11 protein-coding genes and 1 tRNA gene are annotated in these 12,298 nt (G+C 63.4%); 10 read left to right on the forward strand and 2 right to left on the reverse strand.

Annotation, left to right across the window (positions count from 1 at the left end):
- The first annotated feature begins 3 nt into the window (after window positions 1–3).
- Together ACTORR_RS08535 and ACTORR_RS08540 are read left to right on the forward strand one after the other, a co-directional pair.
- Window positions 4–1,518, forward strand: a complete 1,515-nt coding sequence (locus tag ACTORR_RS08535) for a tripartite tricarboxylate transporter permease (protein ID WP_054885017.1) — start codon at window positions 4–6, stop codon at window positions 1,516–1,518.
- Complete coding sequence (locus ACTORR_RS08540; RefSeq protein ID WP_054885018.1) at window positions 1,511–2,542, forward strand: AbrB family transcriptional regulator; 1,032 nt, start codon at window positions 1,511–1,513, stop codon at window positions 2,540–2,542. The genes ACTORR_RS08535 and ACTORR_RS08540 overlap by 8 nt, the downstream gene beginning before the upstream one ends.
- A 112-nt stretch (window positions 2,543–2,654) precedes the next feature.
- Here the strand turns inward: ACTORR_RS08540 and ung are convergent, their stop codons facing one another.
- The gene (gene ung / locus ACTORR_RS08545; protein WP_054885019.1) at window positions 2,655–3,347 is read right to left on the reverse strand and encodes a uracil-DNA glycosylase; all 693 of its coding nucleotides are present in this window, start codon (window positions 3,345–3,347) and stop codon (window positions 2,655–2,657) included.
- Between the two features lie 126 nt (window positions 3,348–3,473).
- Between ung and ACTORR_RS08550 the strand changes: the two genes are divergently transcribed.
- A complete protein-coding gene (locus tag ACTORR_RS08550) occupies window positions 3,474–4,583 on the forward strand; it encodes an enoyl-CoA hydratase/isomerase family protein (RefSeq protein WP_099815635.1) in 1,110 nt (369 codons plus the stop codon).
- A 5-nt stretch (window positions 4,584–4,588) separates the two neighbouring features.
- Here the strand turns inward: ACTORR_RS08550 and ACTORR_RS08555 are convergent, their stop codons facing one another.
- Window positions 4,589–5,029: a hypothetical protein gene (locus ACTORR_RS08555; protein WP_054885021.1), complete on the reverse strand. Its 441-nt coding sequence runs from the start codon at window positions 5,027–5,029 to the stop codon at window positions 4,589–4,591.
- 213 nt (window positions 5,030–5,242) lie between these two features.
- Between ACTORR_RS08555 and ACTORR_RS08560 the strand changes: the two genes are divergently transcribed.
- From ACTORR_RS08560 to ACTORR_RS08590, 7 genes are all read left to right on the forward strand, one after another.
- Window positions 5,243–6,733, forward strand: a complete 1,491-nt coding sequence (locus tag ACTORR_RS08560; protein WP_441343618.1) for a sensor domain-containing diguanylate cyclase — start codon at window positions 5,243–5,245, stop codon at window positions 6,731–6,733.
- Entirely contained in the window at window positions 6,726–6,956 is a 231-nt protein-coding gene (locus ACTORR_RS08565; protein WP_286934692.1) for a cysteine-rich CWC family protein, read from the forward strand. Before ACTORR_RS08560 ends, ACTORR_RS08565 begins: the two co-directional genes overlap by 8 nt.
- Before the next feature lie 127 nt (window positions 6,957–7,083).
- Window positions 7,084–7,785: a pseudouridine synthase gene (locus tag ACTORR_RS08570; RefSeq protein ID WP_054885024.1), complete on the forward strand. Its 702-nt coding sequence runs from the start codon at window positions 7,084–7,086 to the stop codon at window positions 7,783–7,785.
- Window positions 7,786–8,109: 324 nt separating this feature from the next.
- Window positions 8,110–9,000 (forward strand): alpha/beta fold hydrolase, encoded by an 891-nt coding sequence (locus tag ACTORR_RS08575; RefSeq protein ID WP_054885025.1) that lies wholly within the window; start codon window positions 8,110–8,112, stop codon window positions 8,998–9,000.
- A gap of 105 nt (window positions 9,001–9,105) precedes the next feature.
- Window positions 9,106–9,179 (forward strand) — tRNA-Gly (locus tag ACTORR_RS08580).
- 199 nt (window positions 9,180–9,378) lie between these two features.
- Window positions 9,379–11,079 carry a SulP family inorganic anion transporter gene (locus ACTORR_RS08585; RefSeq protein WP_054885026.1) on the forward strand — a complete coding sequence of 567 codons (1,701 nt, stop codon included), beginning with the start codon at window positions 9,379–9,381 and terminating at the stop codon, window positions 11,077–11,079.
- 203 nt (window positions 11,080–11,282) lie between these two features.
- Window positions 11,283–12,293 (forward strand): DUF4917 family protein, encoded by a 1,011-nt coding sequence (locus tag ACTORR_RS08590; protein ID WP_054885027.1) that lies wholly within the window; start codon window positions 11,283–11,285, stop codon window positions 12,291–12,293.
- Window positions 12,294–12,298 lie beyond the last annotated feature (5 nt).

Here is a 12,298-nt window from a genome sequence, read left to right on the forward strand (position 1 = left end):
CACATGGATACCTTGAGCTACCTGGGCCAGGGCTTCGGCGTCGCCCTGTCCCCTTACAACCTGGTCACCGCCCTGTCGGGCACGCTGATTGGCACCGTGGTCGGCCTGCTGCCGGGCCTGGGCCCGATCAATGGCGTGGCCCTGCTGATCCCGATCGCCTTTGCCCTGGGCCTGCCGCCGGAGTCGGCGCTGATCCTGCTGGCCGCGGTGTACCTGGGTTGCGAATACGGCGGCCGGATCAGCTCGATCCTGCTGAACATTCCGGGCGAAGCCTCGACCGTGATGACCACCCTCGATGGCTACCCGATGGCGCGCCAGGGCCTGGCTGGCGTGGCCTTGTCGCTGTCGGCATGGAGTTCGTTCATCGGCGCGTTCATCGCCACCTGCGGCATGGTGCTGTTCGCCCCGCTGCTGGCGAAATGGGCGATTGCCTTCGGCCCGGCGGAATACTTCGTGCTGATGGTGTTCGCCATCGTCGCCCTCGGCGGCATGGCCGGTGACAAGCCACTGAAGACCTTCATTGCCGCACTGATCGGCCTGTTCCTGTCGGCAGTCGGTATCGATGCCAACAGCGGCGTGTACCGCTTCACGGGTGACAGCGTACACCTGGCCGACGGTATCCAGTTCGTGGTGCTGGTGCTGGGCCTGTTCTCCGTCAGCGAAATCCTGCTGTTGCTGGAAAAGACCCACCATGGCCACGAGGCGGTCAAGGCCACCGGGCGCATGCTGTTCAACCTCAAGGAAGCGGCCTCGGTGTTCGTGGTCAACATCCGCTGCGGCCTGCTGGGCTTCATCATGGGCGTGCTGCCGGGTGCCGGCGCGACCCTGGCCAGCGCCGTGGCCTACATGACCGAGAAACGCATCGCCGGAGAAAAGGGCAAGTTCGGCAAAGGCGACGCCCGCGGCCTGGCAGCCCCGGAAACCGCCATCGGTGCATCCTGCTGCGGCGCCCTGGTGCCGATGCTGACCCTCGGCGTTCCAGGTTCGGGCACGACGGCGGTGATGATCGGCGCGCTGACCCTGTACAACATCACCCCGGGCCCGCTGCTGTTCGAACAGCAGCCAGACATCGTCTGGGGCCTGATCGCCTCGCTGTTCATCGCCAACATCATGCTGGTGATCCTGAACATCCCGATGATCCGCATCTTCACCCGCATCCTTGCCGTGCCGAACTGGGCGCTGGTGCCGGTGATCGCGATCATCACCGCGATCGGCGTGTACGCCGTGCATGCCACCACCTTCGACCTATTCCTGATGGTCGGCATCGGCATCATGGGCTACATCCTGCGCAAGCTGGACTTCCCGCTGTCGCCGATCCTGCTCGGCTTCATCCTCGGCGGGCTCATGGAGCAGAACCTGCGCCGGGCGCTGTCGATTTCCAACGGTGAGCTGGGCATCCTCTGGTCGAGCCCGATCAGCCTGTCGGTGTGGGTGCTGACGATCTGCATGCTGACCCTGCCGCTGCTGCGCATCTGGCGCAAGCGCAGCCTGCAGCGCCAGGCCATGGCGGATGCCTGATCGCTCACTGCCGCTGTTTGTCGCAACCGGGCTGGTCGGCCTTGCTGGCGGTTTTGCCGCCAGCAAGGTCGGCTGGCCTTTGCCGTGGATGGTCGGTGCGTTGCTGGCGATCATCCTGGTGCGCTGCCTGACGCCCTGGCAGCTGTCGGAAATCCCCAATGGCCGCAAGTGCGGGCAATGCATCATCGGTATCGGGATCGGCCTGCACTTCACCCCGGCGGTGATCGAGCAGGTCGCCAGCCACTTCGCGCTGATCTTCTTCGGCGCACTGTTTACCACGCTTTCCAGCGTGATCAGCGTTTGGCTGCTGCGGCGCACCGGTGAAGACCGCGCCACGGCGTTCTTTGCCAGCATGCCCGGTGGCTCAGGGGAGATGGTCAATCTTGGCGCTCGCAATGGCGCGGTGCTCAGCCAGGTCGCGGCGGCGCAGAGCCTGCGCGTGCTGGCCGTGGTGCTGTGCGTGCCGGCGCTGTTCAAGTACCTGCTGGGTGACGGTGTGCCGCTGAATCACGCTGGCAGTGTCAGTTGGGGCTGGCTGGCGCTGATCGTGCCACTGGGCGTGGCGCTGGGCTTCGCCTGGCAGCGCCTGCGCCAGCCCAACCCTTGGCTGTTCGGGCCGTTGCTGGTCGCCGCGTCGGTAAGCCTGGCAGGCAACCTGCAGATCGGCTTGCCCAACGGTGCCAGCCAGATCGGCCAGTGGCTGATCGGCAGCGGCCTGGCCTGCCATTTCAACCGTGCGTTCTTCCGCCGCGCCCCCTCCTTCCTCGCCCGCACACTGCTGGCCACGGCGCTGTGCATGGCGATTGCCGGCAGCGCAGCGTGGGGATTGAGCGTGCTGACCGAACTGGACCTGCGTTCGCTGACCCTGGGGATGATGCCGGGCGGCATCGCCGAGATGAGCCTGACGGCCGAGACCCTGCAGCTGTCGGTGCCGCTGGTGACGGCGCTGCAGGTGGTGCGGTTGATCCTGGTGCTGTTTCTGGCCGAGCCGTTGTTCAGACTTTGGAACACCAACACTCAGTAATCGCGTCGCCTGCTTCGCGGGGCAAGCCCGCTTCCCACAGGGACTGCACAGTCCTTGAGGTCTGCGCTATCCCTGTGGGAGCGGGCTTGCCCGCGAAGAAGGCGACGCGGTTTCAGAGTGGCGGCAATGCCCAGTTGATGGGCGCCATGCCACGCTGTTCGAGGAAGCTGTTGGTGCGGCTGAAGTGTCCGCAGCCGAGGAACCCGCGATAGGCCGACAGCGGCGACGGGTGCACCGACTTGAGCACCAGGTGCCTGGTGCCATCGATCAGCTTCTGCTTGCTCTGGGCATGCGCGCCCCACAGAAGGAACACCACGTTCGGGCACTGCTCGCTGACCACCTGGATGATCCGGTCGGTAAACAACTCCCAGCCCTTCTTCGCATGCGAGGCTGCATTGGCGCGCTCTACGGTCATGGTCGTGTTGAGCAGCAGCACGCCCTGCTCGGCCCAGCTCTGCAGGTAGCCATGGCTGGCAATCGGGATGTTCAGGTCACGTTGCAGCTCTTTATAGATGTTGACCAGCGAGGGTGGCGCCGGCACGCCCGGCTGCACCGAGAAGCACAGACCATGGGCCTGGCCCGGGCCGTGATACGGGTCCTGGCCGAGGATCACCACCTTGACCTGATCCAGCGGCGTGGAGTTGAGCGCATTGAAGATCAGCGGCCCCGGCGGATAGATTTCCTTGCCGGCAGCGTACTCCTGGCGCAGGAACTCCCGCAGCTGTTGCATGTAGGGCTGGTCGAACTCGGCGCGCAGTGCAGCCTTCCAGCTGGGTTCGAGTTTGATTCGATCGTCTTCAGTCATGGGGCCATCCGTAAACAATGGCGCGACACTAGGTAAGCCATTTGCCCTTGTCAATCGATCCGACCGACGACCGGCATGATCGGCCACGCGGGCCATACTTGGGGGATGACTTGTGCGAGGTAGTCCATGGCCATTCATTGCGAGGTACTCACCGGCGCCGATGGCGCCCGAATCGGCATCGCCACACTCGATGCCCCCAAGGCGCTCAATGCCCTCAACCTGCCGATGATCGAAGTGCTTGGCGAACAGCTGCACAGTTGGGCCAGCGACCCTGGGGTCGTCTGTGTGCTGTTGCGTGGCAATGGTGCCAAGGCTTTTTGCGCCGGCGGCGATGTGCGGGCGCTGGCCCAGGCCTGCCTGGCCCGCCCCGGCAGCGTTCCTGCGCTGGCTGCGACCTTCTTTGCCGCTGAATACCACCTGGATTACCGCCTGCATACCTACCCGAAACCGCTGCTGTGCTGGGGCCACGGGCATGTGCTGGGCGGCGGCATGGGGCTGCTGCAGGGCGCAAATGTACGCATCGTCACCCCAAGCAGCCGCCTGGCCATGCCGGAAATCAGCATCGGCCTTTACCCGGATGTGGGAGCCAGCTGGTTTCTCGCCCGCCTGCCCGGCAAGCTCGGCTTGTTCCTCGGGCTGACCGGCGCACCGATCAACGCCCGAGATGCACTCGACCTGGGCCTGGCTGATCGGTTCTTCGGCGAGGAACAGCAAGAGGCATTGCTCGAGGAGCTGCTGCAATTGAACTGGCAGGAGCAGACCGACCTGCAGTTGAACAGCCTGCTCAAGGCCGAACAGCATCGTGCCTGGGCCGAACTGCCAGCGGCGCAATGGCTGCCGAGGCGCCAGGTGATCGACGAGCTGCTGGATGTGGCCGACCCGGCTGCCGCCTGGCGCGCCTTGGCAAGCCTCAAGCATCACCCTGATCCATTGCTGGCCGAGGCCGGCCAACGGCTGCATGAAGGCTGCCCGCTGACGGCGCACCTGGTCTGGGAACAGATCCGGCGTGCCCGGCACCTGTCACTGGCCCAGGTGTTCCAGATGGAATACAGCATGAGCCTCAACTGCTGCCGACACCCGGAATTCAGTGAAGGCGTGCGCGCGCGCCTGCTGGACAAGGACAACCAGCCACGCTGGCACTGGCCCGATGTAGCGCAGGTGCCAGCGGCGGTGGTCGAGGCGCATTTCGCCAAGGTGTGGGAAGGTCGGCATCCGTTGGCCGACCTCGGGGCATGAGGCGGTCAGCGGCGCCAGTCATGGTCCCTTCCGCGCCCACGATCCGACTGACGGTCGTCGTCCCCGCGATTGTTCGAATGCCAGCGATCATGTTGGTAGCGCTGGCTGCCATCGCGATAGTCATGGCGGTCGCGATCCCGGCCATAGTCGTAGCGCTGGCGATTGCCGTAGTCGTAGCGTGGATTGCCATGCCACTGGTTCATCCCCGGCGTCGGGCCCGGCCGGTAATAGGGAGCCGGTGCGGGCCGGTAGTAACGGGGCGCCGGCTGGTAGTAATAGCGCGGCTGCGGCGTCACATAGTAACGGTCATAGCGGTAATACCCCGGCGCGACATAACGATCGGTCGAATAGTATTCGGAACGGGAATAGCCACCGCCCTCATAGTAGGGCGCACAGGCGGACGTCATCAGACCCAGCAGGGCGATCAACAGAATTCGATAGGACATGGCGGCCTCCTGGACCGCTGGGGGTGCTCGAACAGCGGCGCTGGCGAGCGTCGACGCAAATGCGTTCATCGACAATGAATCAGACAACGGCACTCAGGTGCAGTGCCATTTCAGCAACAAATTGATACAGGTGGAAATAACCCTTAAAAACATGCAGTCATTTACCTGTCATCCCAATAGAATGAGCCCCCCGGCACACAATATGGGAAGATCATGCCCGCCCGCTCCGCCCTGTTTTCACAGCGCTCGCTGATCCTCGCCTTGCTGTCGTTGCTGACCTGCGGCTTTCTCGCCACATCGCTGATCAGCTATTTCGCCTCGCGCAGCACAATCCGCGACGGCATCATCAATACCGAGTTGCCGCTCACCTCCGATACCGTCTATTCGGAAATCCAGAAAGACTTGATCCGCCCGGTGCTGATCGCCTCGATGATGGCCCAGGATACCTTTCTGCGCGACTGGGTACTGGCGGGTGAGCAGGACACCCAGCGCATCACTCGCTTTCTTGGCGAGGTCATGGGCAAGCAGGACACCTTCACCTCCTTCTTCGTCTCCGACCGCACCCTGACCTACTACCAGGCCAAGGGCATACTCAAGCAGGTGGTACCGGACACCTGGCGCGACGCGTGGTACTTCCGCTTGCGCGAGCTGAACGCGCCGTACGAGATCAACGTCGACCTGGACATGGCCAACCAGGACAACCTGACGGTGTTCATCAACTATCGGGTGATGGACTACCAGCAGCGCTTCATTGGCGCCACCGGGGTGGGCCTGAGTGTCAACGCGGTGGTCAAGCTGATCGACAAGTACCAGCGCCGTTACCAGCGCTCGGTGTTGTTCACCGACGCCACGGGCAAGGTCATCCTGACCGGCTCGGAGGGAGGTCTTCTTGGCCTGAAGATCGGGCAGCCCTTGACCGACAATGCCGACCTGAACGATTTGCTGGCGCAGCGTGCGACCCCCACCGAAGGCAGCCACGAGTACAAGGACAGCAAAGGCCACAGCCACTTCCTCAATGTGCGGCAATTGCCTGAACTGGGCTGGTACCTGCTGGTCGACAAGCGCGAGACCGGAGCCCTGGAGCCTATTCGCCACTCGCTGTACCTGAACCTGGTGATCTGCGCGATGATCACCCTGGTCGTTCTGTTGCTGCTCAATGGCATGCTCAGGCGCCACCAAGCCAGTACCGAGGCGCTGGCGACCCTCGACAGCCTGACCGGGCTGCCCAACCGGCGCAGTTTCGACCTGCTGGCCGTCCAGGCCCTGCAGGAGGCCCAGCGCGATTGCGCGCCGCTGGCCGCCTTGCTGATCGATCTCGATCACTTCAAGGTGCTCAACGATACCCATGGCCACCTGGCCGACGACGAAGTGCTGCGCCAGTTTGCCAACGTGCTGCAGGGCAGCCTTCGGCAGTCGGATATACTCTGCCGCTGGGGCGGTGAGGAATTCATCGTGCTGCTGCGCGAGGCCGAGGGCCGGCAGGCCATCGACGTGGCAGAGAAGATCCGCCGTCGTACCGAGCAATTCACGTTCAGTTACGAAGGCCAACCTTTGCCCCTCACCACCAGTATCGGCCTGAGCGCCTTGCAGCCCGGTGATACGCTGCACGCCCTGCTGACCCGCGCCGACCGTGCGCTTTATCGTGCCAAGCAGGCCGGCCGCAACCGCGTCTGCAGTGAAACACCCGGAACCGGACATGAATGACAACCAGCACTGCCCCGCCTGCGGTGCCCTCAACCAGTGCAGCCTGGCCGACCCTCGCAGCGCCACCCAGGCCTGTTGGTGCTATGGCGTGACCATCGACCCCGCCGTACTCCAGGCCCTGCCTGCCGAACTGCGCGACAAGGCCTGCCTGTGCCCACGCTGCGCCGCCGTGCAAGACCAGCTTGAAACTGCAGGTGGGCCCGACTGTTTTGCTCGATATTAAGAGTTGCCGCGATCCCTGTGGCAGCGGCTTTAGCCGCGAAGCAGGCGACACGCTGCCTGGCACCGGCTTTGCCGGTGTTCGCGACTGAAGCCGCTCCCACAACGTTCTCCTTGAGTCAGATACTTACATGCGCCTCGACCGCTTCCTCGCCAACCTGCCCTGCTACAACCGTCAGCAAGTGCGCCTGCTGCTGGTGCAGCGCCGGGTGCGCCTGGACCATGAAGTGGTCAGCGACCCCAAGGCAGAGGTCCGGGCATTCAGCCGCGTGGAGGTGGACGGGCAACTGCTGCAGGCCGGCCGCCCCGCACGTTACCTGATGCTGCACAAGCCCGCGGGCTGCGTCAGCGCCACGCAAGACCCGCAGCACCGCACCGTGCTCGACCTGCTGCCCGGCGAATTGCGCGAGGACCTGCACATCGCCGGGCGCCTGGACTTCAACACCACCGGCCTGATGATCCTGACCAACGACGGCCAGTGGTCGCGGCGCTTGACCCAACCGGCCACCAAGCTGCCCAAGCACTACCTGGTGGAAACCGAAGACGAGATCGGCGCGCACTATGTTGCCAAGTTCAGCGAAGGGTTCTATTTCGCCTTCGAAGACCTGACCACCCTGCCCGCCCGACTCGACATCCTTGGCCCGCGTCAGGCACGGCTGGCCATCGTCGAAGGACGCTACCACCAGATCAAGCGCATGTTCGGCCATTTCGACAACAAAGTGGTTGGCCTGCATCGCGAAAGCATGGGCACGATCCAGCTCGATCCGGGCCTGCAACCTGGCCAATTCAGGGCTCTGACAGCGGACGAAATCGCTTCGGTCCGAATGCCGTAATACCGCCATACGACCGCTGAGCGGCCCGAGTCACAAATTTGCGCAAACGGCACTTGCGGGATCGCTGTGCCACTGCTTGACTCCTAGCTTGTCAGTCCGCGAGTGACCACCCAGTCACGCCTGCCGTTCATGACACCTTTTGCCGGCCACCCGAAGCCCAGATGCCTTGGGGCACGGCAAATTGCCCGCCACAACAATATCGTCGACAAATGTGCCAAGGATCGACACAGGGCCCCCCGATTTATTCAGGCGAATGCCTACCTGTCATAAAGAACGTGCACCCTAGGTGACGCGATTACCCTTTTTGCGCCAGGAGTCGATGACATGAGGCCAGAAATCGCTGTACTTGATATCCAAGGTCAGTATCGGGTTTACACGGAGTTCTATCGCGCGGATGCGGCCGAAAAGACGATCATCCTGATCAATGGGTCGCTGGCCACCACCGCCTCGTTTGCCCAGACGGTGCGCAACCTGCACCCGCATTTCAATGTTGTGCTGTACGACCAGCCCTATGCCGGCAAGTCCAAGCCACACAACCGCCAGGAACGGCTGATCAGCAAGGAGGACGAGGCGCAGATCCTTCTCGAACTGATCGATCGCTTCCAGTGCGATCACGTCATGTCCTTCTCCTGGGGCGGGGCCTGCACGCTGCTGGCGCTGGCGCACCAGCCGCGGCGGGTGAAGAAGGCGGTGGTCAGCTCGTTCTCGCCGATCATCAACGAGCCGATGCGCGACTACCTTGAGCGTGGTTGCCAGTATCTGGCCGCCTGTGATCGCTACCAGGTCGGCAACCTGGTCAACGACACCATCGGCAAGTACCTGCCATCACTGTTCAAGCGCTTCAATTACCGGCATGTCAGCGGCCTGGACAGCCATGAGTACGCGCAGATGCACTTCCACATCAACGAAGTGCTGCAGCGTGACTTGCAACGGGCGTTGAACGGCGCGCGCAACATCGACATCCCGGTGCTGTTCATCAACGGCGAGCGCGACGAATACACCACGGTCGAAGATGCACGGGAATTCGGCAAGCATATAGGCAACAGCCAGTTCAGCGTGATCCGCGATGCTGGCCACTTCCTCGACATGGAACACAAGGCAGCCTGTGATGACACCCGTAACGCCATGCTCGGGTTCCTCAAGCCGACCATGCGCGAGGCCCGTCAACGCAGTCACGCATACATCCAGCAGGGGCAGCATGCATTGGCCATCTGAGCGCATCGGCGCCCCGACACCCGCAGGTCACGGGGCGCCGACAAGCTTTTTTATAACGTGGGCTTCTAATTCAGAGAGGGTTCTGGTAAAAAGTCCAGCGCAGACGCGGGTATAGTTTAGTGGCAAAACGAAAGCTTCCCAAGCTTTAGTTGAGGGTTCGATTCCCTCTACCCGCTCCACATCGTGCATTTCCCCGCATGGCGTTCAGCAACGTCATCGCTGTCAAAAGGAGCCCAAGGCTCCTTTTTTCGTTTCTGCCCTTTCATTGATATGGCCCATGGCCGCGTTCGATACCTTCCGCTTCAATTCGCATGCAAGCGAAACGGCGTGGGGCGCATATGCTTCATGGAACCGTGAAACATTTCGAAAGGACGACGCATGTTTCTGTCCCGCTGGCTACCCGGCCTTGCCAACCTCCTGCACTACCGTCGTGAATGGTTCCAGCCCGACCTCCAGGCCGGGCTGTCGGTGGCCGCGATCCAGATCCCCATCGCCATTGCCTACGCGCAGATCGTCGGCCTGCCGCCGCAATACGGCCTGTATGCCTGCGTGCTGCCAATGATGGTCTATGCCCTGATCGGCAGCTCGCGGCAGTTGATGGTCGGCCCGGACGCCGCCACCTGCGCCATGATCGCGGGCGCCGTGGCGCCACTGGCCATGGGCGACCCGCATCGCATTGCCGAACTGTCGGTGATCGTCACCGTGCTGGTTGGGGTGATGCTGATTGTCGCCGGCCTGGCGCGCGCCGGGTTCATCGCCAGCTTCTTCTCGCGGCCGATTCTGATCGGTTACCTCAACGGCATCGGCCTGAGCCTGATTGCCGGGCAACTGTCGAAGGTCGTGGGGTTCAAGATCGAGGGTGACGGCTTCATCCTCAGCGTGGTGAATTTCTTCCAGCGCCTGAACGAGATCCACTGGATGACCCTGGCCATCGGCCTGGCCGGGCTGGCGCTGCTGGTCTGGCTGCCGCGCCGCTACCCGCGCCTGCCAGCGGCCCTGGTGACCGTGGCGATCTTTACATTGCTGGTCGGCCTGCTCGGCCTCGACCGTTTTGGCGTCGCCATTCTCGGGCCCGTGCCGTCCGGCATCCCCACGCTTGCCTGGCCGCACAGCAACCTCGGTGAAACCAAGAGCCTGCTGCGCGATGCCCTGGGCATCGCCACCGTAAGCTTCTGCAGCGCGATGCTCACCGCGCGCAGCTTCGCCGCACGCCACGGCTATGCGATCAACGCCAACCACGAGTTCGTCGCCCTCGGCGTGAGCAACCTGGCCGCCGGAATCTCCCAAGGGTTTGCCATCAGCGGCGCCGACTCGCGCACGGCAGTCAATGACATGGTCGGCGGCAAGAGCCAGCTGGTCGGCATCATCGCTGCACTGGTCATCGCCTTGATCCTGCTGTTCTTCACCGCACCCATGGCGTGGATCCCGCAGGCGGTACTGGGCGCCGTGCTGCTGATGGCCGGCTGGGGCCTGATCGACATCAGGTCGCTGGGCAGCATCAGGCGCCTGAGCCGCTTCGAGTTCTGGCTGTGCCTGCTGACCACAGTCGGCGTGCTCGGTCTGGGCGTGCTGCCGGGCATCGTGTTTGCCGTGACCCTGGCGATCCTGCGCCTGCTCTACACCATCTACCAGCCCACCGACGCCGTACTAGGCTGGCTGCCGGGCACCGAAGGCCAGGTCGACATCCGCAAGCACAAGGACGCCCGTACCGTACCGGGCCTGGTGGTATACCGCTTCGACGACGCGATCCTGTTCTTCAACGCCGACTATTTCAAGATGCGCCTGCTCGAAGCGGTGCAAAGCCAGGCCCAGCCTCAGGCAGTGCTGTTCGATGCGGAAGCGGTGAGCAGCATCGACGTCAGCGGCATCGCCGCCCTGCGCGAAGTGCGCGACACCCTGACGGCACAAGGCATCCACTTCGCCATCGCCCGCGCACGCGGCACCTTTTTGCGCATGCTGGTGCGTTCGGGACTGGCGCGGGAAATGGAAGACAAGCTGCTGTTCGGCTCGGTGCGAGCAGGGATACGCGCGTATCGGGTCTGGCGGAACAGGAGTCGCAAGGAGCCAGTGGCTAAATAAAGAAGCGGACTGCAGCGCAGCCGGAGCCCTGTTTCGTCATGCGGGTCTTGTGTAGCTTGTTCCGGCCTCTTCGCGGGAGCGGGTTTACCCGCGAAGAGGCCGGAACAAGCAGTACAAGGTGGCAATGCAAACACCAACCCTCGCTCACCTTGCACGACATGCTAAAGTCCCCGCCGTTTCCCGCGCCACCGAACGGACCGCACATGCCAGCTCTCGACGCCCGCCTCGCCTCATGGCCAGACCTCAACCAGCGCCACCCGTGCCCAGCCCTGCTGCTGGGCAACGGCGCCAGTCGTGCGCTGTGGAAACCGTTCGGCTACTTCTCGCTGTACGAGGAAGCCCAACGCGCCGGGCGCAAGAAGGGCCTGGCGATCAGCGACCAGGCCTTGTTCAAGTCGCTGGGCACCGAGTTGTTCGAGCCGGTACTGAGCACCCTGAATCACACCGTGCGCGCCAACGCCGCCCTGGCCATCAACTCCACCGCGCCGCTGAACCGCTATTACTCGATCAAGGAAGGCCTGATCCACGCCATTCGCACCCTGCACCTGCCCTGGCCGCTGGTGCCCGCTGCCACCTTGGCGTCGATCAACCAGGCCTTGCGCGAGTACCGCAGCGTCTACACCAGCAACTACGACCTGATCCTGCCATGGGCCCTGCAGCACAACCCTCAGGGCTTTGCCGCGCTGTTCGACGATCAGGGTTTCTTCGACGTACGCCGCACCCGCAGCCAAGGTACCCGTGTGCTGCACCTGCACGGCGGCCTGCACCTGCTCAAGCTGCCCGACGGCAGCACCCGCCAGCGCAGCGCCGACAGCGCCGAGCTGCTGGACGGTTTTGCGGTGAACATTCCGGGTGAAGTACCGTTGTTCATCAACGAAGACCGCAGCGACGAGAAACTGCGCGCCATTCGCAACTCGGATTACCTGGCCTGGGGCTTGGCTCAACTGGCACAGGAAAGCCAGGGTTTATGCCTTTTCGGGCAGCACCTGGACAGTACTGACCAGCACCTGGTCGAAGCCATTCGCCAGGCGCGGCCGGCCCACCTGTCGATTGCCATACGGCCGTTGAGCGAGGCATCGGTGATCAACCAGAAGCAGCACTTCGTCGAACGGTTCGGGGATATGACCGGGACGGCGCTGCACTTCTTCGATGCCAGCACGCATCCGTTGGGGTTCGAAGAACTCGCTATCGAAGTACCGGCAGCTCGTCGCTAGATATC

Origin of the sequence: Pseudomonas sp. SAR267 (assembly GCF_052077595.1) — a bacterium.
GTDB lineage: Bacteria > Pseudomonadota > Gammaproteobacteria > Pseudomonadales > Pseudomonadaceae > Aquipseudomonas > Aquipseudomonas vlassakiae.